The 23,645-nt window shown below is 72.7% G+C and carries 20 protein-coding genes; 16 read left to right on the forward strand and 4 right to left on the reverse strand.

What is annotated here, in order from left to right:
* Positions 1–233 precede the first annotated feature (233 nt).
* Positions 234–1,445, forward strand: coding sequence for a hypothetical protein (locus ACTWQH_RS27800; protein WP_443289527.1), 1,212 nt, complete (start codon positions 234–236; stop codon positions 1,443–1,445).
* Between the two features lie 46 nt (positions 1,446–1,491).
* On the opposite strand, the gene ACTWQH_RS27805 is transcribed toward ACTWQH_RS27800, so the two are convergent.
* Together ACTWQH_RS27805 and ACTWQH_RS27810 are read right to left on the reverse strand one after the other, a co-directional pair.
* On the reverse strand, positions 1,492–1,641 hold the full coding sequence (locus ACTWQH_RS27805) for a hypothetical protein (RefSeq protein WP_443289528.1): 150 nt from the start codon (positions 1,639–1,641) through the stop codon (positions 1,492–1,494).
* Positions 1,638–2,894, reverse strand: coding sequence for an MFS transporter (locus ACTWQH_RS27810; RefSeq protein ID WP_443289529.1), 1,257 nt, complete (start codon positions 2,892–2,894; stop codon positions 1,638–1,640). Before ACTWQH_RS27810 ends, ACTWQH_RS27805 begins: the two co-directional genes overlap by 4 nt.
* A 73-nt stretch (positions 2,895–2,967) precedes the next feature.
* Between ACTWQH_RS27810 and ACTWQH_RS27815 the strand changes: the two genes are divergently transcribed.
* From ACTWQH_RS27815 to ACTWQH_RS27825, 3 genes are all read left to right on the forward strand, one after another.
* Positions 2,968–3,810, forward strand: coding sequence for a LysR family transcriptional regulator (locus ACTWQH_RS27815; protein ID WP_443289530.1), 843 nt, complete (start codon positions 2,968–2,970; stop codon positions 3,808–3,810).
* Between the two features lie 168 nt (positions 3,811–3,978).
* The gene (locus ACTWQH_RS27820) at positions 3,979–4,806 is read left to right on the forward strand and encodes a hypothetical protein (protein ID WP_443289531.1); all 828 of its coding nucleotides are present in this window, start codon (positions 3,979–3,981) and stop codon (positions 4,804–4,806) included.
* 23 nt (positions 4,807–4,829) lie between these two features.
* A complete protein-coding gene (locus tag ACTWQH_RS27825) occupies positions 4,830–5,993 on the forward strand; it encodes a hypothetical protein (protein ID WP_443289532.1) in 1,164 nt (387 codons plus the stop codon).
* Between the two features lie 84 nt (positions 5,994–6,077).
* Here the strand turns inward: ACTWQH_RS27825 and ACTWQH_RS27830 are convergent, their stop codons facing one another.
* On the reverse strand, positions 6,078–7,877 hold the full coding sequence (locus tag ACTWQH_RS27830) for a sulfatase (protein ID WP_443289533.1): 1,800 nt from the start codon (positions 7,875–7,877) through the stop codon (positions 6,078–6,080).
* A gap of 15 nt (positions 7,878–7,892) precedes the next feature.
* Complete coding sequence (locus tag ACTWQH_RS27835) at positions 7,893–8,528, reverse strand: PadR family transcriptional regulator (protein ID WP_443289534.1); 636 nt, start codon at positions 8,526–8,528, stop codon at positions 7,893–7,895.
* Positions 8,529–8,628: 100 nt separating this feature from the next.
* Here ACTWQH_RS27835 and ACTWQH_RS27840 point away from each other — a divergent pair, with 100 nt between their 5' ends.
* From ACTWQH_RS27840 to ACTWQH_RS27895, 12 genes are all read left to right on the forward strand, one after another.
* The gene (locus tag ACTWQH_RS27840) at positions 8,629–9,270 is read left to right on the forward strand and encodes a TetR/AcrR family transcriptional regulator (protein ID WP_443289535.1); all 642 of its coding nucleotides are present in this window, start codon (positions 8,629–8,631) and stop codon (positions 9,268–9,270) included.
* A 122-nt stretch (positions 9,271–9,392) separates the two neighbouring features.
* On the forward strand, positions 9,393–11,009 hold the full coding sequence (locus tag ACTWQH_RS27845; RefSeq protein WP_443289536.1) for an ABC transporter substrate-binding protein: 1,617 nt from the start codon (positions 9,393–9,395) through the stop codon (positions 11,007–11,009).
* Positions 11,010–11,014: 5 nt separating this feature from the next.
* Positions 11,015–11,971, forward strand: a complete 957-nt coding sequence (locus tag ACTWQH_RS27850; protein ID WP_443289537.1) for an ABC transporter permease — start codon at positions 11,015–11,017, stop codon at positions 11,969–11,971.
* Positions 11,968–12,876: an ABC transporter permease gene (locus tag ACTWQH_RS27855; RefSeq protein ID WP_443289538.1), complete on the forward strand. Its 909-nt coding sequence runs from the start codon at positions 11,968–11,970 to the stop codon at positions 12,874–12,876. Before ACTWQH_RS27850 ends, ACTWQH_RS27855 begins: the two co-directional genes overlap by 4 nt.
* Positions 12,873–15,005 (forward strand): dipeptide ABC transporter ATP-binding protein, encoded by a 2,133-nt coding sequence (locus ACTWQH_RS27860; protein WP_443289539.1) that lies wholly within the window; start codon positions 12,873–12,875, stop codon positions 15,003–15,005. The genes ACTWQH_RS27855 and ACTWQH_RS27860 overlap by 4 nt, the downstream gene beginning before the upstream one ends.
* Positions 15,002–17,542, forward strand: a complete 2,541-nt coding sequence (locus ACTWQH_RS27865; RefSeq protein WP_443289540.1) for a beta-glucosidase family protein — start codon at positions 15,002–15,004, stop codon at positions 17,540–17,542. The genes ACTWQH_RS27860 and ACTWQH_RS27865 overlap by 4 nt, the downstream gene beginning before the upstream one ends.
* 5 nt (positions 17,543–17,547) lie before the next feature.
* Complete coding sequence (locus ACTWQH_RS27870) at positions 17,548–19,020, forward strand: sulfatase-like hydrolase/transferase (RefSeq protein WP_443289541.1); 1,473 nt, start codon at positions 17,548–17,550, stop codon at positions 19,018–19,020.
* 7 nt (positions 19,021–19,027) lie between these two features.
* Positions 19,028–19,372 (forward strand): YidH family protein, encoded by a 345-nt coding sequence (locus ACTWQH_RS27875; protein WP_443289542.1) that lies wholly within the window; start codon positions 19,028–19,030, stop codon positions 19,370–19,372.
* Positions 19,369–19,623: a DUF202 domain-containing protein gene (locus ACTWQH_RS27880; protein WP_443289543.1), complete on the forward strand. Its 255-nt coding sequence runs from the start codon at positions 19,369–19,371 to the stop codon at positions 19,621–19,623. The genes ACTWQH_RS27875 and ACTWQH_RS27880 overlap by 4 nt, the downstream gene beginning before the upstream one ends.
* A 26-nt stretch (positions 19,624–19,649) precedes the next feature.
* Positions 19,650–21,188: a sulfatase family protein gene (locus ACTWQH_RS27885; RefSeq protein WP_443289544.1), complete on the forward strand. Its 1,539-nt coding sequence runs from the start codon at positions 19,650–19,652 to the stop codon at positions 21,186–21,188.
* A 20-nt stretch (positions 21,189–21,208) separates the two neighbouring features.
* Complete coding sequence (locus ACTWQH_RS27890) at positions 21,209–22,138, forward strand: formylglycine-generating enzyme family protein (RefSeq protein WP_443289545.1); 930 nt, start codon at positions 21,209–21,211, stop codon at positions 22,136–22,138.
* A gap of 301 nt (positions 22,139–22,439) precedes the next feature.
* Positions 22,440–22,919 (forward strand): hypothetical protein, encoded by a 480-nt coding sequence (locus ACTWQH_RS27895; RefSeq protein ID WP_443289546.1) that lies wholly within the window; start codon positions 22,440–22,442, stop codon positions 22,917–22,919.
* Positions 22,920–23,645 lie beyond the last annotated feature (726 nt).

Here is a 23,645-nt window from a genome sequence, read left to right on the forward strand (position 1 = left end):
CCGCGCTCGTGGTCTCTGCCTTCGACGCTGTCGCGGTGAGGGTCGCGGCCGGCCGCCGGCTCGGTGTCGGTGTCGGCGTCGGCGTCGGCGTTTGTGGGGTTGTCCGGTTCGGTTCGGGAGGGGTGCCGGGCCTGGCGGGGTAGCTTCGCGCGGTCTGCCCCCGTCCATCGGGGGTCTGCTTGCGGAGGGAGCTGCTTTAGGTGTCACCAATGTCACCACGTGGACATCGCGTCATGTCGTGGGGTCGGGCGGCGGTCGCCGGGTTCGCTGTGGCCGTCCTGGCGGCGGCGTCGCTGGGTGCTGGCCAGGCGCAGGGTGCGGCGGACTCGCTGCAGATCCTGCCGGGTCACCTGATCGGGTCGGGCTATGAGCCCGACAAGTTCTATGTGCGGCAGGGAGATGGGGAGTGGCAGCTGACCTACACGCCCGGCTGGCAGGGTGAGGGGTTCAGCGAGCAGGTGCGCGGCACGCTGCCGAACCTCCGCGCCGCCAACGGCGTCTTCGACGACGAGAGCGGCCAGATCCTCGAGTACGACCCGGACTTCACCGCGCAGGCCAACACCGACGAGTTCATCGCGAACCTCGACTCCTACCGGCAGCACGGGCTGCTGGCCACCGATGTCAACCTGCAGGGCGGTAACCCCGGGTACGGCGGCGCGCAGAACGCCGCGTTCACCAGCGACGGATCGCTGCGTGAGGAGTGGATGGACCGGGCCGGGCAGGTGATCGAGGCCCACGCGCAGCGGAACATGGTCGTGGTGCTCGGCCTGTTCTACTTCCACCAGGACCAGGTACTCGACGACGAGGACGCGGTGCGGCGGGCGGTGACCGAGGCGACGGACTGGCTGATCGACAACGACTACCGGAACGTGATCATCGAGATCGCGAACGAGTACAACGACGACGACGCCTACGACCACGAGATCATCCACTCGGACGAGGGCATGGCGGAGCTGATCCGGCTCGCGCAGTCGCGGTTCGAGGCCGCCGACTTCCGGCTCGCGGTGAGCGCGTCCCGGTTCGGGGACGGCTCGTGGCCGGACGACGCGGTCGCGGACGCGGCGGATCTCGCGCTGCTGCACTGCAACGGGCTGGACGCGGCCGGCTGCGCGGAGGCGGCCGCCGAGGCCCAGCAGGAACACGACTACCCGATCGTGGTCAACGAGACCAACAACACCCAGGGCACCTACACCGACGAGACGCTGGACGAGGACAAGGCGGCCATCGACGAGCTGACCGCCACCGGCGCCAGTTGGGGGCTGATGCTCAACCAGTGGAATCAGTACGCGACGTGCGTGTACGACGACGACTGCGGGTCGGCGGGCTTCGACTGGGCGCTCGGGCCCGACCCCGGCGCGAACGGCAGCGGCGCGCAGCTCCTGCGCAACTACGCCCACGGCGTCCTCGACCACCTCGAAGAGGTGGTGTTCCAACCGGGCCGCTGAGCAGAGCCACCGGCGGGCCGTCCAGGTCAGATCGTGACGGCGTCGATCACAGGCCGGCAGCGGCCATGGCGGCGGGCACGCCCTCGCTCGCCTCGTTGACCTGGACGGCCCGGACGGGCTCGATATCGGCACCCATGCCGCGCCGGGCGCAGAAGCCGAGCCCGTACCCGTACCCGTACCCGTACCTCATCCTCATGCGCCAGGCCGGGCGTCGGCCCCGCACGGCTCACGGTCCGGTGCCCCAGCGAGGCCGAGTTCGCTGAGCGGGAACCGCGTTCGGGCGGGCGAGCGGCGGGACAGCAGGCGTCCAGTCAACGCGGCGGCGAGGCCGGCCAGCCCGGCCGCCGCGAAGCCGCCCGCCGGCACGGAGGCGTCGATCGCCACCCCGACGATCGTGGATCCGAGCGCGAGACCCGCGCTCTGCGCCGAGGACTGCAGACCTGTCGCCTCACCCCGCACGCTGGCCGGCGCCAGGCGGCTCACCGCGTCGGCCACCGCGGAAAGGGTCGGCGCGGTGAGAAGCCCGGTGCCGACAACGGCCACGCACAACCAGGGCCAGTCGTGGGCGAGTCCGGCGGGAATCGTCACGAGCCCGAGCAAGCCGAGCAGCAGCCACGTGGGCAGCGGCCGGGGCAGCGCGCCATACATCAGCCCGCCGGCGACGGACGCCACGCCGAACACGGCTACGACCACGGCGGCCCAGGACACCTGACCTGCTTCTTCGAGCGTGGCGACAATGGCGAGGTCGACGCCGCTGAGCAGCGTCGTGGTACCGAACGCCATCGTCAGTACGGCAATCATGCCGACGCCCAGCCACTCCCGGCGCGGGGGCCGTCCGGCCGCGCCGGCATCCGCCTCGACCTCGGCCTCGGCCTCGGCACGCAGCGGCGGGTTGAGCAAGGCGATCCCGGCTCCGCCGACCACGATCGCGACGCCGACCCCCCACGCCACCACACCGGGGGACATCTTCGCGGCGCACAGGATCACCACCGCCGGGCCCACCATGTACGACAGCTCGCCCTGCACCGCTTCCAGCGCGAACGCGGGCCGGCGCTGTCCCGCCGTCGTCATCGCGGCGATCGCCTGCCTGGTCACCGACTGGGCCGGCACCATCAGCAGACCCGCCGCAAGGGCGGCGCCCAGCAGGATTCCGTAGGGCAGGATCGGAATGCTCAGCCAGAACACGACCTGCGCCACGACAGTGGCCAGCAGCACGGTACGCGGGCCTCGCCAGTCGATCACGCGGCCGAGCAGCGGCCCGCCCAGCGCCAGCCCGGCGGTCAGAGCCGCCGCGACGCCACCCGCTGCCGCGTAGCTCATGTCCAGACCCAGCACGACATGCATCGTCAGCGCCATCACGGCAGCCGCGATCGCGGCACGGGCGAGCAGCGAAACGCCCAGCAGCGATGCCATCCCCGGCACGGCGAGTACCTGTCGGTATCCGGTCACCGGCGTGACGCTAGATCACCCCCGCACGCCATAGGAAGTGGTTAATTGGTGAGGGCTGACATAATGAATGCTTATGGCCAGGGATCTTGAGATCGCGTTGCTGCGGTCATTCGTCACCGCCGTGCGAGCCGGCAGCATCAGCCGCGCCGCGACCGCGCTCGGACAAACCCAGCCCGCGCTCAGCCAGCAACTGCGCAAGCTCGAGAACGCCGTCGGCCGTCCGCTGCTTCACCGATCGCCGTCCGGCGTCTCGCCAACCCGGGCGGGCGAGGAACTCCTGCCGTACGCCGAACGCATACTCTCGCTCTGCGCACAGGCACTCACCGAAACCGGGCGCGCGCTTACCGGCCACTGCGGCGTCGGGTTGCTAGAAGACCTCGCCGCGTCCCAGCTTCCGCAGGCCCTCGCCGACCTCGCCCGGCTGCACCCCGGCGCGACGCTGGAGGTGCTCAGCATGTCCGACGCCGCGATGCGGGAGGCCTACGACGCGGGCCGCGTCCAACTCGTTCTCAACGAGGCGCCGGCCATTCCCGGACCGCCGCTCTGGACGGTACGCCGCCCGCTGGTCTGGGCGATCGGCCAGGGTGTGGACGTGGCCGCCGATCCGCTGCCGGTGGTGCTGTTCTCGAACCCGTGCTCCTGGCGTACGTCAGTGCTGGAAACGCTGAAACGCGCCGATCGGCCCTGGCGTGTGGCGTTCGAAAGCAGCAGCCTGGTCGGCGTGCTCGCCGCCGTCCGGGCCGGGCTCGGCGTCGCTGCGCTCATGCCCACGAACCTCGAACCGGCCATGGCCTGCCACGACGCGGACGCCCTGCCCACCCTGCCGGACGTCGAGCTCGGCCTCGCACGGCACCCACGGACCGAAGGTGATCCGCTGATCGATGCCGTGGAGACCGCGCTACGCCGCACGATCTGATGCGCTGCGCCCCGGGGTTGAGTAGTGTGCACGCTCCGCACCACACGGGACTGCCCGGCGGTCACGTGGCCTGGCCAGCGGACCTGGCCGCCTGCCTCCCGGCTCCGGTATAAGGCCGGTGAGCAGATCCGACTGGCTGCAGACTGGCTGTGGGAATTGGGGGGAAGCGTGGCCGAGGACGGCGAGAACGACGGGGAGCCGGGCCCGGATGGGGACAACCCGGACCCGGATGGGGGCCCGGCGTCTCCCGGGCGGATACGGCGCGCGGTGCGATGGCACGGCGAACTCAGCACGGCGAACAAGTTCGGGCTCTACGGTGTGCTGTTCGCGGCCTTCGGCGTCGCTGTGCCGCTCGTGACCATGCTGTGGCAGTGGTTCTTCCCCGGTCCGTCGTCCACGCTGCTCGTCGAGCAGTCGCACAGCATCTGCACGACGTCGTGGGTGGTGTCGGACGAGGACTTAGCGGACGGCCTGCGTCTGGGGATGACGGATGAGCGGCAGATCGAGCGGTGGGAGCGCGAGGGAGACCTGGTACGGGCCGACGGCGCCACCGTGGCGGTCAGCCTCTCTGCGGACACGGACAAGCCCATCGAGATCCGTGACCTCACGATCACGGTCGTCCGACGCGACGACCCGGTGCCCGGCACCTTTCAACCCGGAGGCGGTTGCGGCGGCGAGGGCGATGACGCGGAGCCCCGCTATCTCGTGGTGGACCTGGACACACTGCCTCTCCACGAGGAGGTCCCGGTCACCTACCTTCAGGGGAGCGAGCAGCAGCGGGAGGCCCGCGAGGCCGCGGAGCAGGCCGGCAGGGCCCTCACCCTGCCCTACGAGGTAAGCGCGGGCGGGTACTACTCGTTCTTCCTCGTCGGCCGTTCCGCACTCCACGACTGCGACTGGTACGCCACCCTCACCTGGTGGGACGGCGTGGAGACCCACCGCGACGTGATCGACGACGACGGCCGGCCCTTCCGCGTGACGGGGTCGGGCGAATGAGGCTGCGCGGTGCGTTCGGCGGCATGCTGGTGATGGTGGTGATCGGCGCCCTGCCGCAGCAGATCGAGTGGGCCGACGGCCTCATCATCGAAGATGGTGCTCTTCTGCCGGGGCAGCACGGCCTGGCAGACGCCCTCCGCCTGCTGACGGTCTCGCCGACGCTGCTCTACGACGAACACACCGGGGCGAGGGCCCTGCTCCACGAGACGCTCTGGGCGGCGGTGTTCTTCACCGTCCTGCTGCTGGCGGCGTCGCTCACGGCCCGGCGGATCGCAACCCCGGCGGCCCGGTCTCTGGTCGCCGCCATCGCGTTACCCGTCTATGCCCCCCTCGCCAACGTGGTGGCTCTCGCTCTCACCAGCGCACCGGACGTGGTGGGGGCGGCCGATCGTGGTGAGAACACCGCCCAGTTGATACGGGACGCCCGGTTCGGTGCGGCCCACGCGCTGGTCCTGGGGACGGCGGGCGCGCTCGGGATTTTCGCCGCCACGGTCCTGGCGAGCGAGTCGGGCCGCCGCCGCCCGTCACCGGTCAACCTGCTGCTCCGTCTTCCCGCCGCCCTCTGGCACTCCCCGCGCCTGGTGCTGGTCAGGGCTGGAGTCGCGCTGATGGCCGGGTGTGGCGGGCTGCTGGCCCTTGGCGTCCTGACGCCGAGCCTGGTCGGCGAGATACTGGCGCCCCTCGCCCGTGGCTGGTGCGGTGGCAGCCAGTATCCCGAGACATGCGCGGACGACCTGATCAGTGGGGTGACGGACGGCGCCAGACCGCCAGGGCCACAACCGTGGGAGGGACGGATCAGCCACGTTTTCTGGCGCTACGCCAGTGTCTACGCCTTCCTGGGCTTCTTCCTCAGCTTCTGCGGCATCTCTTTCCTGCTGCGACTGGTGCCCGGCATCGCCTCGCATCCGGTGACGACCGGGCTGTTCGCGTGGGCTGCGTATACCTATGCTCTGGCCTCCCACACGGCGCTCCTGGAACAGGGCGAGGAGCTGGTGTCGGAGTCCCAGAGCATGTCCGACCTCCTCGTCCTCGTCGTGCCTCCCCTCGGCCTGGAAGAGGCCCTGCTGACCGCCCCTGTCGTGGCCGTTTCGTTCGCCGCCTCTCACGCGCTGTTCCGCCGCGTGCGGGCCAGGCTCCCACGCCGATCCGGCGCGACCTACGTCGCGTCCGCGACGCCAGGCACCTGATCCGTTGATTGGGCAGCGCCGGAGATCGAGGACCAAGTGGACTTCCGCTACGTTCCCGGGCCGCCGCTCGCGCGGCGGGCCTGGTCAGGGGGTTACGCCGTCGAGCGCCGCCAGTTCCGCCGCCACGGCGCGAAGCTGCCGCACCGACAGCCGTGCGGCGGGGAGCGCGGCCAGGCCGATCAGCGAGAAGGTGCTGGTGAACTGGAGGTTCTCGGAGTCCGTGAGGCCGGGGATGTGCCGGCGCAGGATCTCGGCGGCGGCCGGGTCGGCGGTCAGCACGTGGATGGGGGTGCGGACCGAGTAGCGGACCCCGGCGGGGAAGTCGTCGGGCGGCGGCAGCGGGCGCAGGGCGGCCTGGGCGCTCTCCCGCTGGGCGCGGACCAGGAGGTGGGCGTGGGTCACCGGGCCGTGGCGGGGCAGGCCGAGGCGTTGGTACTGGTCGTCGGGGGCGTCGGTGGCGCGCAGCAGGTCGGTCAGCAGCCCGGCCATGCGCAGTTCGGCCGCGTCGTCCACGAGCGGCGCCTGCTGCCCGGGGTCGGCGGCCAGGTCGAACAGCAGGGTGCCGAAGGCGGCCGGGTTGATCATCGACCGGCCGGGGACGCGGATCGTGCGGACGCCCTTGGTGAAGGGGAAGGGCTCGGCGAGCTGGAGGCCGGCCAGTTCCTCCGGCGTGAAGCGCCCGCGCATGTGCGTGGGCATGAGGGTGTGCTCGTACAGCGGGGCGTTGGTGTCGTCGGCGCAGGCGCGCATGTAGACGTAGCGGCCGTCGGTGACGTTGACGTGGCCGCCGAACATGCCGAACAACCCGGCCTCGCGGACGGGGGTGTCGTCGGCGAGGACGCCGTCGAGGGGGCGGCCCTGCATGTCGGGGCAGGCGGTGGCGGGTATGCCGAAGTACTCCAGCAGGGTGGGCGCGAGGTCGATGGTCTGCACGAGGCTGGCGCGGCGTTGCCCGGCCGCGTCCGGCTGCCGCGGGTCCCAGACGAAGAGCGGCAGGTGGACCAGCTCGTTGTACCAGGGCATCACGCCCTTGGCCCACCAGCCGTGCTCGCCGAGCAGGAAGCCGTGGTCGGTGTTGACGATGAGCAGGGTGTCGTCCCACAGCTCCAGGTCGTCCATCAGGTCCAGCACCCGGCCCAGCGAGCGGTCGCACATCGACAGCAGCGCGGCGTACTCGTAGCGGGCGTGGGCGACCTCGTCGTCGGTCTCTGCCACGCGTTTGTAGTCGGGCCAGTCGAAGTGGGGGCCGTCGTAGGCGTGCGGGTAGAGGTCCTTGTAGCGCTGGTGGGAGAAGAACGGCTCGTGCGGGTCGAAGGTCTCGATCTGGACGAACCACCGGTCGGCGGCGGCGTTGGTGCGGATGAACTCCGCTCCGGCGTCGAAGGTGAGGGTCTGGGGGTGGCGGTCCTCGGTGGCCATGTGCTGGCGGTTGACCCAGTCCTGCCGGTAGACGGGCCGCCAGCGCGTCTCCTTCAGGTCCGCCGGGATCTTGGGATCGGCGACCTGGCCCTTCCACGGGTCGCCCTCCTGGCCGCGGAAGTTCTCCCAGGTGGTGTAGCGGGTGTGGTACGTGGCGCCGCCGTCCTCCCAGTAGTGGGGGTGGTCGCTGGCGAGGTGGGTGTGGACGCCGTGGCGGCCCAGGATCTCGGGGACGGAGTCGTCGAACGGCTCCAGCGGGCCCCAGGAGCGGTGCAGGAAGTTGTGGCGGCCGGTGTGCAGCTCGCGGCGGGCGGGCATGCAGGGCATCGACCCGGCGTAGGCGTTGTCGAAGGTCGCGGTGCGCTCGGCGAGCCGCGCGAAGTTCGGCGTGTGCGTCCAGTCGGCTCCGTACGGCGGCAGCATCCGCCGGTTGAGGCTGTCGAACATCACCATGATGGCCTTCATGCGGGCTCTCCCTCTTCAGGCGGGCGTGGCGAGGTCGCCGGCGGGGTCCCCGGCGGGGGCATCGGCGGACGCATCGGCTGTGCCGCCCGACAGGGCATCCGCTTCCAGGCGGCGCAGCGCATCCTGGAGCCAGGCCACCCACCCGTCCACGGCCCCGGCGCCGTACTGGTGGACGAGATCGGCGGCGGCCTGGTGGCGCGCCGGGTCCAGGCCGGGCATGGGGCCCTCGAACGCGATGGTGCGGTCGCGCGGGCGGAAGCGGGCGATCTGCTCGCGGCGGTGGGCGAGTTCGGTCGTCACCAGGCGGATCGCGAGCTCGCGGTCGAGTGCGGCGGCGATCAGGAAGCGGTTGAGGAAGTCGGAGTCGGTGAAGCGGCTGGTGGGCTGGTAGGGGGAGCGGAGCCAGTCCAGCAGGGCGGCCTGGCCGCGCTCGGTGAGCCGGTAGACCTTGGCGTCGGGGCGGCCGTCCCGGGGGTCGGTGCGGTAGACGACCCAGCCGCGGTCCGCCATCCGGGCCAGGGTGCGGTAGATCTGGCTGTGGTGGAGCCGGGAGCTGACGAACTGGCCCTCGCCTGCGAGCCATTTACGCAGGTCGTAGCCGCTGTACGAGCGTGTGGCGAGCAGCCGCAGCAGCACGTGTTCGAGCTTCACCCGGCCACTCTCCGCCCTGGCTCTATGTGCGAATGCACCTATGTGCGGAGGACCATACGACGATCGGCCACGGGCGTCAATGCGGGCTACGGTGTCCGGCATGCGTACCGAGAACGAGGCCGGGAACGAGGCGAGGCGCGGCTACGCCAAGGGCCGCGCCCGGCGTGAGGAGATCGTGCGCGCGGCGTTCCGCGCCTTCGCCGAGCAGGGCTTCCGGGCGACCTCGATGCGGGAGATCGCCGAGGCCGTGGGCCTGAGCCAGGCCGGGCTGCTGCACCACTTCCGCTCGAAGGATCAGCTGCTCGGAGAGGTGCTGCGGCTGCGGGACGCGGAGCAGACCGAGTACACCGACACCGTCTGGGCGGCGGAGGCGGACGCGGTGGACGGCGAGCTGGCGGCGTTGCGGCACGGGCTGGTGGGCCTGGCCCGGCACAACGCGCGGCAGGCGGGCCTCGTCCGGCTGTACACGGTGCTCGCGGGGGAGTCGGCGGGGGCGGATCACCCGGCGCGGCCGTACTTCACCGACCGCTACGCGACGGTCCGCGAACGCGTCGCGGAGCGGGTGCGGCACGTCCGCGACGCCGGGCAGCTGCGGGCGGACGTGGAGCCGGTGACGGTGGCGGCCGCGATCGTGGCCGCCATGGACGGCCTGCAGGTGCAGTGGCTGCTGGACCCGGAGTCCGTGGACCTGCCCGAGGTGTTCGCCGGGTTCCTCGACGACTACCTGCGTGGCCTGGGCTGACGGCCCGCCGGCGCACCGCGCGGGAAATCCGCGACCGCAAAACCATTCACATGACCGGTTTTGGCTCGTACAGTGCTCCCCACGCTCCGCCAAGGACGGCGGAACTCCAGATGGGGTAGCCCATGACAGCCGAGGACACACCGCCCGGACCCGCCTCCACCTCCACCTCCACCTCCACACCCCGGCCGGCCGGGGGAATCACCCGGCGCACCACCCTGCGAAGCCTCGCCGGCGCCGCTGGGCTCGCCGGGCTCGCCGCCGTCAGCGGCTGCCGCCTCGCCGTCGACGAGGCCCGCGGCGCGGGCGGCGGCGGCGCCCGCCGGGGCGGGAACCTCGTCGTCGCGCTCGGCCTCGACGCCCAGCCGGTCATGGTGCAGGCGCAGACGGCCTCCGCCTCCGCCTGGCGGCGCCTGGTCTTCGAGACGCTCACCGCCGCCGACACCAGCGGCCGACCCCGCCCGCTGCTGGCCACCGACTGGAGCCTCGGCGACGGCGGCCGCACCATCGCGATCCGCCTCCGCGACGACGTGCGGTTCCACAGCGGCCGCCCCATGACCGCCCAGGACGTGGTCTTCTCCCTGGAACGGACCCTCGATCCGCTGGCCGGCACCCAGGCCCGCGCGGTCAGCTCCCTGATCACCGACATGTCCGCCGACGGCGACCACGCCCTGCGCGTGCGGCTGCGCCAGCCCGCGGGGAACATCCACGACCTGTTCGAGCTGACCGCCATCGTCGACCGGGAGAGCGCGGGCGGCCTGGCCGAGGGCCGGGACGTCATCGGCACCGGCCCGTTCACCTGGCGTTCCTGGACCCCCGGCTCGCAGCTCACCCTGGCGCGCAACCCGGACTACCGGGTCCCCGGCCGCCCCTACCTCGACGGCGTCGAGATGCCCGTCATCACCGACCCCACCGCCCTGGTCACCGCGCTGCGCAGCAACCGCGCCGACATCGCCTGGACCGTCGTGCCCCTGGACGCCAAGGGGCTGTCGGAGGACGGACGCTACGACGTCGGTTACAGCGCCACGGTCGCCTACGCGGTCAACATGAACGTGACCGCCCCGCCCTTCGACGACGCGCGGGTGCGCCGGGCCGTCGGCTACGCCATCGACCGCGACCGCATCGCCGACCAGGTCTTCGCCGGCTACGGAGACGCCTCCAGCCTGTGGTGGAGCCGGAAGGAGCCCGGATACAGCCGCCGGCAGGCGGAGGCGTACACCTACCAGCCCGCCCGCGCCCGTCGCATGATCGAGGAGGCCGGGGCCGCCGGGGCCGAGGTGACGATCCACGTCATCGGCATCCAGGCCGCCCGCAGCACCGCCGAGATCGTGCGCTACGACCTTCAGGCCGCCGGCCTGCGCCCGACGACCCGGGTGCTGGACGTCAACGAGTACTCCGCCCGCCAGGCCGCCGGGGACCTCGGCGCGATGTACGTCAACGGCTACGGCACCGCCGACCTGGCCGCCGCCACCCTCGTCGTCTCCCACCCCGCCTTCGGCACGGGGAGCAACGCCTCGCACTTCACCCCTCCCGCCTACGCGGCCGTCGGCCAGGCGGCCGCCTCCGCCTCCGCCGGCGAACGGCCCGCCGCCGTGCGCGAGCTCGGCGCCTACATGCAGCGGGAGGCGTTCAGCCAGGCCCTGGTCACGACGTCCGCGATCTTCCTGCGCTCCAAGCGCGTCCGCGACACCGCCACCACCTTCCTCGGCGCCCTCAACCTCGACGACGCATACCTGGTGTGATCAGCATGGTTCGATTCCTCCTCCGCAGGGCGCCCTCGGTCGTCGTCGTGCTGTTCGCGGCCTCGCTGCTGGCGTTCTTCCTCCCCCGGCTGGCCCCCGGCGACCCGGCCACCGCCGTCGCCGGCCCCGACGCCACCCGCGAGCAGATCGCCGCCGTCCACGCCGAACTCGGCCTGGACCGCCCGATGCCCGCCCAGTACGCCTCCTGGCTGCGCGACGTGGTGCTGCACGGCGACTTCGGCACCTCCTACGTCACCCACCGGGAAGTGACCGGACTGCTCGGCGACCGCCTCGGCAGCACGGTGCAGCTGGCGCTGCTGGCCACCCTCCTCATGATCGTGATCGGCGTCGCGCTGGGCGTGGCCGCCGGCTCCAGCCGCCGCCCCTGGGCCCGGTCCCTGCTGGACCTGGCCTGCACGGTGCTGCTGGCCATCCCTCCCTTCCTCACCGGCCTGCTGCTGGCGCTGCTGCTGGGCGTCGCCTGGCGGGTGCTCCCGGTCAGCGGCGAGGTCTCACTGCTGGAGGACCCGGAGATCGGCATCCAGTACCTGGCGCTGCCCGCGCTGGCACTGGCGCTGCCGTCGGCCGCGGCCATGGCGCGGCTGATCCAGACCGCCATGCGCGACGCCCGCGCCCAGGAGTACGTGCAGACGGCCGTCGCCAAGGGCGCCTCGCCGCGCCGCATCACGGTGCGGCACGTGCTGCGCAACTCGCTCGGCAGCGCCCTGGTCTCGCTCGGCATCCGGCTCGGCGACCTGCTCGGCGGCGCCGTCGTCATCGAGTTCGTCTTCGCCCGCAACGGCCTGGGCTCGCTGGCGGTGACCAGCTCCACGCAGCGCGACTACCTCGTCATCCAGGCGCTGGTGCTGCTGGCTGTCGCCGTCGCCGTGCTGATGCAGGTGCTCACCGAGGTCGGGCTGTCCCTGCTCGACCCCCGAATCCGGCTGGAGGGCGCCCGATGACCGCGACCACGAACGCCACCACCACACCGGCCGAAACAGCGGCCGAATCGGCGGCCGGGACACCGGCCACGCCGCGTGCACGTTCCGCCGAGGGCCGGCGGCGTTACCTCGCCGCGCTACGCCGCCCCCGCGGCATCACCGGCCTGACCCTGCTGGTGCTGCTGGCCGCGGGCGCCCTGCTCGTTCCCGTCCTCAGCGACGGCTACGACCAGCAGACGGCCGCCACCTTCGCCTCCCCCTCCTGGCAGCACCCCTTCGGCACCGACGAGCTCGGCCGCGACATCTTCGTCCGCACCCTCTACGGCCTGCGCGCCGACCTGGTGCTGCTGCTGGCCGGCGTGCCGCTCGCCGCGGTCATCGGCACGCTGCTGGGCATCGCCGGCGGGCTCTCCCGCCCGCTCGGCATGCTCATGCAGCGGACGTTCGACATCATCCTGGGCTTCCCGGCCCTCGTGCTGGGTATCGCGATCGCGCTGATCCTCCAGCCCGGCACCACCGCCCTGCTGGTGACGATCGTGATCGTGCTGCTGCCCGGCTTCGGCCGGCTGGCGCGCGCCGGGCTGATGGAACAGGAGCAGCGCGAGTACGTGCTGGCCGCCCGGGTCCTCGGCGTGCCGCGCTGGCGTGTGCTGCTGCGTCACGTGCTGCCCAACGCCATCGATCCGATCATCGTGCACACCGCGATCGTCATGGTCGTGGCGATCTTCCTGGAGACCGGCCTGTCCATCATCGGTCTCGGCCTCCAGCCGCCGGAGCCCTCGCTCGGCGTCCTGCTCAACAGCGGCGTCCGCTTCCTCTCGCTGGCCCCCGCCTACGTGCTGGGCCCCACCGTGGTCCTGCTGATGCTGGCCCTCGCGTTCACCCTGCTCGCCGACGCGCTCAACGAGGCGGTGACCCGCTCATGACCGAGACACTTCTGCACGCACGCGACCTGACGGTACGTTTCGACACCCCCGACGGGGCGGTGACGGTGGTCGACGGCGTCTCCCTGACGCTCCGGCGCGGCCGGATCACCGGCCTGGTCGGCGAGTCCGGCTCCGGCAAGTCCATGACCGCGCTCACGCTGATGCGCATGGTGCCCGCGCCGGGCCGAGTCACCGGCGGCAGCGTGCGGTTCGGCGGCTCCGGCGACACCGACAGCACCGACGGCACCGACCTGCTGGCGCTGCCCGAGAACCGGATGCGCCGGCTGCGCGGCGACCGCATCGCCATGGTCTTCCAGGACCCGCAGGCGGCACTCAACCCGGTGCTGACCGTCGGCTACCAGGTGGCCGAGGCGCTCGTTGTGCACGGCACACCGCGCGCCACGGCACGGGAGCGGGCGGTGGAGTTGCTCGACATGGTCGGCATCCCGGACGCCAGGCGGCGCGCGGCCGAGTACCCGCACCAGTTCTCCGGCGGCATGCGGCAACGCGTCGTCATCGCCACGGCACTGGCCCGCAACCCCGACCTGCTCATCGCCGACGAGCCGACGACGGCCCTGGACGTCACCATCCAGGCGCAGATCCTGCGACTCCTCGCCGAACTGCGGGACCGCACCGGCGTGGCGGTGCTGATCATCACCCACGACATGGGGGTGGTGGCCGAGCTGTGCGACGACATGGCGGTCATGTACGGCGGGCGGATCGTGGAGGCCGGCCCCGCCGCCACGGTGTTCGGCGCGCCCGCGCACCCCTACACGCGAGACCTGCTGCGGGCCATGCCACGGCTGGACTCGGCGGGCGGCGAACGCCGGGACCGCCTCTTCGCGATCCCCGGCCAGCCGCCGGACCCGGCGCGGCTGCCGTCCGGCTGCGCCTTCCACCCCCGGTGCGCGCTGGCGGAGGACGCGTGCGCGGCAGACGCGCCGCGGCTTGAGGACGTCGCGGGTGACCGGACGCACACGGCCGCGTGCTGGGTGACGGTACCGGAGGGTCTGTCCCCCTCCCCGCCCCTTCCCGAAACTGGGGGCTCCGCCCCCAGGCCCCCGGCCGCCCTCCCCCAGGCCCTCGGGGGCCTGGGAGGTGCCCCCATCCCGGCACCGCACCCAGGGGCGGGCGGAGCCCCGGGCGCACGCCCCATCCTGGAGCTGGGTGACCTGCGCGTGAACCTGGGCGGGCGGCGCGCCCCCGTCTACGCCGTGGACGGCGTCAGCCTCCAGGTCGGCGCGGGGGAGACCCTCGGCCTCGTCGGGGAGTCCGGCTGCGGCAAGTCGACACTCGCCCGCACGCTGGTCGGCATCAACGCCCCCACCTCCGGCACCGTCCGCATCGACGGCCAGGACGTCACGTCCCTGTCCCGCCGCGAGGCGGCCCGCGCACGGCGGCGCCTCCAGTACGTCTTCCAGGACCCCTACGCCTCGCTCAACCCCCGTCGAACGATCCGTCAGGCCCTGGACGAGGCGCTGCAGATCCGCGGCGTGCCCGTCGCCGAACGCGCCGCGCGCGCCCGTGAGCTGCTGGAGACCGTGGGCCTGGCCGAACGCCATCTCGACCGGCTGCCGCACGCGTTCTCCGGCGGCCAGCGGCAGCGCGTCGGCATCGCCCGCGCGCTGGCCGTCGAGCCCGAGTGCCTGGTACTCGACGAGCCGGTCTCCGCCCTGGACGTCTCCATCCAGGCTCAGATCATGAACCTGCTCGCCGAGCTACGCGACCGGCTGGGCCTCGGCTACCTCTTCATCGCCCATGACCTGGCCGTGGTGCGCCACATCAGCGACCGCGTGGCCGTGATGTACCTCGGCCAGATCGTCGAGACCGGCCCCGCCGCCCAGCTGTACGCCGCCCCGCTCCACCCCTACACCGTGTCCCTGCTGTCCTCCTCCCCCGTCCCGGAGGTGGGCGCCAGGCGGGAACGCATCGTGCTGCGGGGCGACCTGCCCAGCCCCAAGAACCCACCGTCCGGTTGCCGGTTCCGCACCCGCTGCCCCATCGGCCCGCTCGCTCACCCCGACCGCACGATCTGCGTCGAACGGGCCCCCGCCCTCCCCGCCGACGGCCCCGGGGGCCACGGCGCGGCCTGCCACTTCCCCGGAGAGCTCAAGGAAGGACGCCGATGACCGACCTGCCGGAGAACGCGGAGAGCGCGGAGCGCGCTGAGAGCGCTGAGAGCGCGGAGACGCTGATCGCCTCCCTGCCGCTGGAGCGCAAGGTCCGCCTGCTCACGGGGGGTAGCTTCTGGCGCACCGCCGCCGAGCCCGCGCTCGGTCTCGGCTCGCTGCTGCTCTCCGACGGCCCCTCCGGGGTGCGCGGCGAGCAGTGGGACGAGCGCGCACCCTCGCTCTGCCTTCCCTCGGCCACCTGTCTGGCGGCCTCCTGGGACACGGAGCTGGCGGACCGGTACGGCGAGACCCTGGCCCATGAGGCCCGGGCCAAGGGCGTGCACGCGGTGCTCGGCCCGACCATCAACCTGCACCGCAGCCCGCTGGGCGGCCGGCACTTCGAGTGCTTCTCCGAGGACCCGCTGCTGACGGGCGCCCTCGCCGCGGCCTACGTGCGCGGCGTGCAGCGCCACGGCGTGGCCGCCGTACCCAAGCACTACGTCGCCAACGACTCCGAGACCGACCGCATGACCGTGGACGTCCGCGTCGACGAGCGCACCCTGCGCGAGGTGTACCTGGCGCCCTTCGAGACCGCGGTCACCGAGGGCGGTGCCTGGATGGTGATGGCCGCCTACAACGCCGTCAACGGCACGACGATGACCGAGAACGAGCTGCTGCGCGACCCGCTGTGCGAGGAGTGGGGCTTCGACGGCCTGGTCGTCTCGGACTGGACCGCCGTGCGCTCGACCGAAGCCAGCGCCGCCGCCCGGATGGACCTGGCCATGCCGGGTCCGCACAGCCCGTGGGGTGAGGACCTGGTCGCCGCCGTGCGCGCGGGCCGCGTCCCCGAGGACGCCATCGACGAGAAGGTGCGGCGGCTGCTGCGGCTCGCCGCCCGGGTCGGCGCGCCGCGCGGGGAGACCCCGCCGCCGCCCCCGCCGCCCGCTGACCTGCCCCGGGAGGTGGCGGCCGAAGGCATGGTGCTGCTGCGCAACGCCCCGCGCGAGATGGGCGGGCTGCCCTGGGGCGGCCCGGGCCCCGCCGCAGCGGCCCCACGGTCCGTCGCGCTCATCGGCCAGGCGGCGCGTTCCCCCCGCGTCCAAGGCGGTGGCAGCGCCACCGTCCAGCCGTCCCACGTCGCCACGCCGCTGGAGAGCCTGCGGGCGGCGTTCCCCGGCACCGCCGTGTCGTACGAGCTCGGCGCCGCCCCCGCCGACGCACCCGTCCCGCTGCCCCCGCACACCCTCACCCACCCGGTCACCGGGGGCCCCGGCGTGCTGGCCCGCTTCCTCGACGAGCGGGGCGAGGAACTGCTCACCGAGGACCGCCTCGCCACCGAGCTGGTCTGGGTCGGCGGTGTCCCGAAGGGGTCACACACGCTGGAGCTGACCACCCGCTACCAGCCCGAGGACACCGACACCGAGGCGGCGGAGATCGTGGCGGAACTGGCGGTGGCCTGCGCCGGGGGCGCCGTCCTCTACGCGGACGGCGAGCCCGTCGTCGCCAAGGACCCGGCGGACCCGGACAAGGCACCGGAGGCGGGCGCCGATCTGTTCGCGCCGCCCCATGCCTCCAGCCGGGTGCGGCTGGCCACCGGCCGGGCGACGGAGCTGCGCGTCGTGCAGGAGCTGTCGCCCCGAGCCCGCCGCTTCGGCGCCACCGCGCTGACCTTCGGCCGGCTGCCCGTCGTGACCGATCCCGACGCGGCGATCGTCCGCGCCGCCGAGGCCGCCCGCGCGGCGGAGACGGCCGTGGTCGTGGTCGGCACCACCACACGGGCCGAGACCGAGAGCCGCGACCGCGCCTCGCTCGCCCTCCCCGGCCGCCAGGACGACCTCGTGCGCGCCGTCGCCGCCGCCAACCCCCGCACCGTGGTCGTCGTCAACGCCGGCAGCCCCGTGCTGATGCCCTGGCGCGACGACGTCGCGGCGGTGCTGGTGTGCTGGTTCCCCGGCCAGGACTTCGGTCAGGCGCTGGCCGACGTGCTGCTCGGGACACGCGAGCCCGGCGGGCGGCTGCCGACGACCTGGCCCGCCGAGGAGGAGGACGTGCCGGTGCTCTCCACCAGCCCGGTGGACGGCCGCCTCGCCTACGCCGAGGGCCCGCACCTCGGGTACCGGGCCTGGCTGCGCTCCGGCCGCAAGCCCGCGTACGCCTTCGGCCACGGCTGCGGCTACACGACCTGGCACCTGGACGGCCTGGCCGCACCGGAGCGGATCACCCCGGTTGACGGGCTGACCGCCACCGTCCGCGTCACCAACACCGGCGACCGGCCCGGCAAGCAGGTGGTGCAGCTGTACCTGTCGCGGCCGGACCGCGCGGGCGACGCCGTGGCGCGTCCGGTCCGCTGGCTGGCCGGGTTCCGCGCGGTGCGGCTGGCCCCGGGCGAGTCGGCCGAGGTCGCCGTGGACATATCGCCCCGGGCGTTCGCGCACTGGGAGCCGGGCGAGGCGGGCACGCCGGGCGGCTGGCGCCACGAGCCGGGCCCGTTCACCCTCCACGCTGGCACCTCGAGCGACGAGCTGCCCCTGTCCCACGAGGTCCGACTGGCATGACTGGCATGACACCATCCGAGAACGCCCCCAACTTCGTCATCATCGTCCCGGACCAGCTCCGCGCCGACGCGCTGGGCTGCTTCGGCAGCCCCATCGCCCGCACCCCGCACCTCGACGCGCTCGCCGGGGCCGGCACCGTCTTCGAGCAGGCGTACGCGCAGCACCCGGTCTGCTCGCCCAGCCGCGCCTCGTTCCTGACCGGCTGGTACCCGCACGTGCGCGGCCACCGCACGCTCACCCACCTGCTGCGCGCCGACGAGCCGAACCTGCTGCGCATCCTGAAGGACGCCGGCTACCACGTGGCCATGGCGGGCACCCGCGGCGACCACTTCGCTCCGGGCGTGACCGAGCTGAGCGCCCACGAGTACGGCTTCGCCGAGGGCGCGGAGCTCACCCGGGAGCAGCGCCCCAAGGAGTACCCCGACGAGGTGTCGGCCCGCCTGTTCTACCGGGGCCGGATCCCGGACGACGGGCTGATCGACCACGACGAGGGGGCCGTACGGACCGCCGAGCGCTGGCTGGCCGAGCCGCCGACGCGGCCGTGGGTGCTCTTCGTGCCGCTGTTCTCCCCGCACAACCCCTTCCAGGCGCAGGAGCCGTGGTTCTCCCTGCACGACCGCGACGCCATCCCCGACGCCGTGCCGCCGCAGCCGGACGAGCCCGGCTTCAAGGAGCTGATCCGCCAGCGGTACGGCCTCGGCCGCGTCACCCCCGAGATGTGGCGCGAGGTCACCGCCGTCTACCACGGCATGGTCTCCCGGCTCGACGACCACGTCGGCCGCATTCAGGCCGCGCTGCGCGCCTCGGGCTCCTCCGACGACACCGTCAGCCTCTTCTTCTCCGACCACGGCGAATACATGGGCGACTTCGGACTCATCGAGAAGTGGCCCTCCTCGATGGACGCCTGCATCACCCGCGATCCCCTGATCATCAGCGGCGGCCGCCTGCCCGCCGGACAGCGGTACCAGGGCATGACCGAGCTGGTCGACGTACTGCCGACGGTGCTCGAACTGGCTGGGGTCCAGGCCCCGCACAAGCACTTCGGCCGAAGCCTGCTGCCGGTGCTGCGCGAGCCGGGGCGCGACCCGCGCGAGCACCGCGAGTACGCCGTCACCGAGGGCGGCGGCCTGGCGGATGAGGGGCCGGTCCTGGAACAGGTGCCCTACCCCTACGAGCTCAAGAGCGAGCTGCTGCGCACGCACCCGCGGCTCGTCGGCAAGGCCGTGGCCGTGCGCGACATGGAGTGGACCTACTTGTGGCGGCTGTACGAGCCGCCGGAGCTGTACCACCGCGGCGACGACCCGCACGAGACCGTCAACCTCGCGGGCCGCCCGGAGCACGCCGAAACCGAGCGGCGCTTCGAACGGGAGCTGCTGCGCTGGCAGGTCGCCACCTCCGACGTCGTCCCGGCGGACCGCGACCCGCGGTTCCCCGAGGTCGCGCTGCCCCGACCGGCCACGGGGGCGTACGAGAGGTGAGCACGCGGTGAGAACGGAGGACGGGCAGGAGCCGGACTACCGGTTCTCGCTGGCCAACGAGCGCACGTTCCTGGCCTGGATCAGGACCGGCCTGGCGCTGCTGGCCGGCGCCGTCGCCGTCGCGCAGTTCGTCGCGCCGCTCGCCCACCGGTTCTCGGGCGCGGCGCTCGGCGCGCTGCTCGCGCTCACCGGCACGCTGCTGTGCGTCGGGGCCTACCGGCGCTGGCAGCGGGTGCAGCGCGCGATGCGGCACGGCGGCGCGCTGCCGGCGACCCGGCTCCCCCTCCTGCTCAGCTGGGGCATCGCGGCGGTCGGCACCGCCGTCGTCCTGCTGGTGCTGGCGGAGCGGTGACGGCGTTGACCGCGCGCGAACCCGGTCTCCAGGCGGAGCGCACGGCGCTGTCCTGGCACCGCACGGCGCTGTCCGCGCTGGTGACCGCCGTGCTCGTGCTGCGCGGCAGCCTGACCGGCCAGGCCTCGCTGGCGGGCGCCGCCGGTGTGTGCCTGGCCGCCGCCGCCCTGGCCGCGGCACGCCACCAGCCGCTGTCGCTGGCGTTCACCACGAGCCTCGCCGGCCTGCTGCTGGCACTCGACGCCACCTGAGTGAGAACCCGGAGGTACGGAACGCCATGCGCATCATCTACGTCGACGTCGACACCCTGCGCGCCGACCACACCCAGCCCTACGGCTACCGGCGCCCCACCACGCCCAACCTCCAGCTCCTGGCCGACCGGGGCGTGGTCTTCGACCGCTACTACGCCTCCGACTCGCCGTGCCTGCCCTCCCGCACCGCGCTGACCAGCGGGCAGTTCGGCATCACCAACGGCGTCATCGGCCACTTCGGCGAGGCCGCGCGCTTCCGCCTCGACGCCGGGCACGGCCCGCACCGCGACCGCCCGCTGCTGGGCCAGCGCCTCCAGCAGCACGGCTGGTACACCGCCGCCGTGTCGATGTTCGCCGAGCGCCACCGGGCGTACTTCTTCCACGGCAACTTCCGCGAGTCCATCCGCGCCACCGGCCGCCTCAACGACGAGGAGGCCCACGAGATCAACGCCGTCGCCTTCGACTGGCTCCGCCGCCACGCCGACCAGGACGACTGGTACCTGCACCTGACGTACTGGGAGCCCCACACCGACTACCTCATCGGCCCCGAATGGGTGCGCCGGGCCGCCGAGTCCGGACCCGCGCCCGCCTGGCCGGACCAGGCCGCCATCGACGACCACGCCGCCCGCGTCTACGGCCCGCGCGGCGCGCTCGACCTGCACTACGCCGGCTTCCTCGGCGGCCCCCGGCCCTCCCCGCAGCCGCACTCGATGCCGGACGCCATCCGTACCCGCGCCGACTTCGAGCTGCTGGTCAACGGCTTCGACGGCGCGATCATGTACTGGGACCACCACTTCGGGCAGCTCCTCGCGCTGCTGGAGGAGCTGGGCATCGCCGAGGACACCGCGGTCATTGTCAGCGCCGACCACGGCGAGTCCCTTGGCGAGCAGGGCTCCTACGCCGAGCACGGCCTGGCCAGCGAGCCGACCCACCGGCTGCCGCTGGTCGTGTACTGGCCGGGCCTCACCGACACCCTCCCGTCCGGCGCCCGCCGCTGCGACTCCCTCCTCTACCACATCGACCTCGCCCCCACCCTCTGCGAGCTGCTGGGCATCCCCGTACCGCCGGGCTGGCAGGGCGAGTCCTTCGCCCCGGCGCTGCGCGGCGAACCGCTCGCCGAGCCCCGCCCCTACCTCGTGTTCGGCCACGGCGCCCACACCTACCAGCGGGCGGTGCGCACCCGCGACCACCTCTACATCCGCACCTACCACCCCGGGGCCTTCCGCGCCGAGTGGGAATCGCTCTTCGACGTCACCGCCGACCCGCACCTCACCCGCGACCTGCTCGCCGACGGGCAGGAGCCGGAGCTCACCGCCCGGATGCGCTCCCACCTCGCCGAGTGGTGGCACCGCTACGCCGGCGGCCCGGGGGCTCTGCCCGACCCGATGCAGGCGACGCTGCAGACCGGCCCGACGTTCTACAACGACCCGGCCCAGTACGCTCGGCACCTGCGGAGCACCGGCCGCGCCGCCCTGGCCGACGACCTGGAGGCCAGGCTGGCACCGATCGGCGCCGCGACGCCGGTGTCCTGGCACGCCCCGCAGTTCCCCGCCCGATCGCGCTGACGTCCGAAGGGAGCCCGCGCATGTCCGCCCCCCGGTGCTGCCCGCCCAGCCGCTCCGGCTCCACCTCCGTCACGCTCACCACACTCGGCGGGTCCGAACCATCCCAGGGGCCCCAGGGATCCCAGGCGTCTCAGGACGGATGGGGTGAGTGGGTCCGACTCCCCGGCGGCACCTTCCGCATGGGCAGCGAGGACGAGGACGCCAACGCCGGCGACGACGAGGGCCCCGTCCGGGAGGTGGCGGTGGCGGCGTTCGAGATCGACGCGCACTGCGTGACCAACGCCCGCTTCGCCGCCTTCGTGGACGCCACCGGCCACCGCACCGATGCCGAGCGCTTCGGCTGGTCGTACGTGTTCGCGAAGTTCCTCCCGGGCCACCTGCGGCGCGACTCCCCCCGTCCCGAGGCCACCCCCTGGTGGTGTGGCGTCAGGGGGGCGTACTGGGCGGCCCCCGAGGGACCCGGCAGCGACCTGTCCGGCCGCGCGGACCACCCGGTGGTGCACGTCTCGTGGGCCGACGCGGTCGCGTTCTGCCGCTGGGAGGGCTCGCGGCTGCCGACGGAGACCGAGTGGGAGTACGCCGCCCGCGGCGGCCTGGACCAGAAGCGCTACCCCTGGGGCGACGAACTCACGCCCGGCGGCGAGCACCGCTGCAACATCTGGCAGGGCCGCTTCCCCACCCACAACACGGCCGAGGACGGCTACGCCGGCACCGCGCCCGTCAACGCCTTCCCGCCCAACGGCTACGGCCTCCACAACGTCTCGGGCAACGTGTGGGAGTGGTGCGCCGACTGGTGGACGAAGGACGTCTCCCGGGTGATGCGCGGCGGCTCGTACCTGTGCCACGCCTCCTACTGCAACCGCTACCGGGTGGCAGCCCGCACCAGCAACAGCCCCGACAGCACCGGAGGCAACACCGGCTTCCGCTGCGCGCGCTCGGCGGCGCGGTGATCGTTCGACGCCGTGTCGCGTGAAGAAGCGGGGAGCCCGAGAACCGGGCTCCTCTTAACCTGATTGGACTGCACTATCTTCAGAATATAGAAGTCACTTATCGGCCTCGCTCTCTCGATCGCCAATTCTGCCATGAGGGCACCAATAAAGCGAAAAAACCTTTTACCACGCCTCCCCGGAGTTGGCCGAGAAGCATTACCCCGAACGGGGGACGGATTTCCGTGAAAAACCCCGGGTAATCAATGGACGGGCACTCCTGACACAGCGGAGCCCGCCCGACCATTCCCCAGGAGGTAACTCAGTGCGGATCATCCGAAACGTGATGGCCGTCGCGGCCGCGACGGTCATGCTGCTGGCCGGCGGGGCGGCGGTCACCGCGACGGCACAGACACCGGCCCAGGCCGAACCGGCGGCGGACGCCACGTTCACACCACCGACCAGCATCAACCGGAACGGTGCGTGGACGTCCGGAAACGGCGACACCACGCTGCGGCTCCAGGAAGACGGCCACCTTGTCCTCTACTACAAGGGCGAGCCCCAGTGGTCCTACGCGGGCACCTGGGACAGGGGCCACCAGGCCGTCTTCCAGACGGACGGCAATTTCGTGGTCTATGACGAGAGCGGCACGACGGTCTTCAACGGCGACGACGAATGCATCAAGTCGGGTCAGCGACCCATCTGGGACCAAGCCACGAGCATGCGCCTCACGGACAACGGAAAGCACCAGTTCCTCGACCGCAACGGCGAGGTGCTCTGCCAGTTTCCCCCGCCGTCAAGGTGATTCCGAGCCGGCTGGTGCTCGGCAGATCGCCGGTCCATGGAAGTGACCGCGCAGCCAGAGCGCTGTCCGCATCCGCAGAGCCGACTTCGCGCTGCGCTGGTTGAGCGCCGCCGTCCGGCAGCGGACCCAGGGCCGTCACCCCGCCGATACCGGGGTGACGGCCCCTTTGGCGCGCCCGCTGCACCCCGGGCCACGTCGACCACACGCTCAACGTGACCGAGCACAGCCACCACCAGCACAAACACGCTAAGTCGCGGCCAGGAGACGTCGAGTCGGTCTCGCGCTCTTGAAAAAATCGTACGACGTACGTTGACTAACGTCTTGGGATGCCTAGGATCCCTGTCTGACACTCCGGTCGGCGTTCGGCATGACGAACGCAGGGCGGGTGTGAGCGGCCTGTGCCCGCCCCACGGTCCGCACACGACACGTACACGCACCATCCGTTTTTGTTCCGGTGAGGTCCCCCCACGCGCCACCGTGCCGGACACCATGGACAGGCGATGTTCTTGTGGGTGGGTTCACCGGCCGAGCCGCCACGGAGTCCCCCCATGCTTGCCTCAGTACGCCGCTCCCGCTCCCGGCCCCTCCACGCGGCCGTCATCGCGCCTGCGTCGGATCTGAACTCTGTCGCGGCGAAGGACCCGTCGGTGGTCCAGGACGAGAACGGCGTGTGGCATGTGTTCTTCACCAAGGTCGTCGATGGTGACTGGGGTCTGGCTCACACGA

It is taken from the genome of Streptomyces sp. 6N223, from assembly GCF_052246635.1.
Taxonomy (GTDB): Bacteria; Actinomycetota; Actinomycetes; order Streptomycetales; family Streptomycetaceae; genus Streptomyces.

Bases quoted from the DNA above. Each gene is read 5' to 3' on its own strand.
- ACTWQH_RS27885 (WP_443289544.1), top strand. From the start codon at position 19,650: ATGCGCATCATCTACGTCGACGTCGACACCCTGCGCGCCGACCACACC.
- ACTWQH_RS27830 (WP_443289533.1), bottom strand. From the start codon at position 7,877: ATGAAGGCCATCATGGTGATGTTCGACAGCCTCAACCGGCGGATGCTG.
- ACTWQH_RS27855 (WP_443289538.1), top strand. From the start codon at position 11,968: ATGACCGCGACCACGAACGCCACCACCACACCGGCCGAAACAGCGGCC.
- ACTWQH_RS27825 (WP_443289532.1), top strand. From the start codon at position 4,830: ATGCTGGTGATGGTGGTGATCGGCGCCCTGCCGCAGCAGATCGAGTGG.
- ACTWQH_RS27840 (WP_443289535.1), top strand. From the start codon at position 8,629: ATGCGTACCGAGAACGAGGCCGGGAACGAGGCGAGGCGCGGCTACGCC.
- ACTWQH_RS27815 (WP_443289530.1), top strand. From the start codon at position 2,968: ATGGCCAGGGATCTTGAGATCGCGTTGCTGCGGTCATTCGTCACCGCC.
- ACTWQH_RS27890 (WP_443289545.1), top strand. From the start codon at position 21,209: ATGTCCGCCCCCCGGTGCTGCCCGCCCAGCCGCTCCGGCTCCACCTCC.
- ACTWQH_RS27805 (WP_443289528.1), bottom strand. From the start codon at position 1,641: ATGAGGATGAGGTACGGGTACGGGTACGGGTACGGGCTCGGCTTCTGC.
- ACTWQH_RS27870 (WP_443289541.1), top strand. From the start codon at position 17,548: ATGACACCATCCGAGAACGCCCCCAACTTCGTCATCATCGTCCCGGAC.
- ACTWQH_RS27800 (WP_443289527.1), top strand. From the start codon at position 234: ATGTCGTGGGGTCGGGCGGCGGTCGCCGGGTTCGCTGTGGCCGTCCTG.
- ACTWQH_RS27865 (WP_443289540.1), top strand. From the start codon at position 15,002: ATGACCGACCTGCCGGAGAACGCGGAGAGCGCGGAGCGCGCTGAGAGC.
- ACTWQH_RS27845 (WP_443289536.1), top strand. From the start codon at position 9,393: ATGACAGCCGAGGACACACCGCCCGGACCCGCCTCCACCTCCACCTCC.
- ACTWQH_RS27860 (WP_443289539.1), top strand. From the start codon at position 12,873: ATGACCGAGACACTTCTGCACGCACGCGACCTGACGGTACGTTTCGAC.
- ACTWQH_RS27850 (WP_443289537.1), top strand. From the start codon at position 11,015: ATGGTTCGATTCCTCCTCCGCAGGGCGCCCTCGGTCGTCGTCGTGCTG.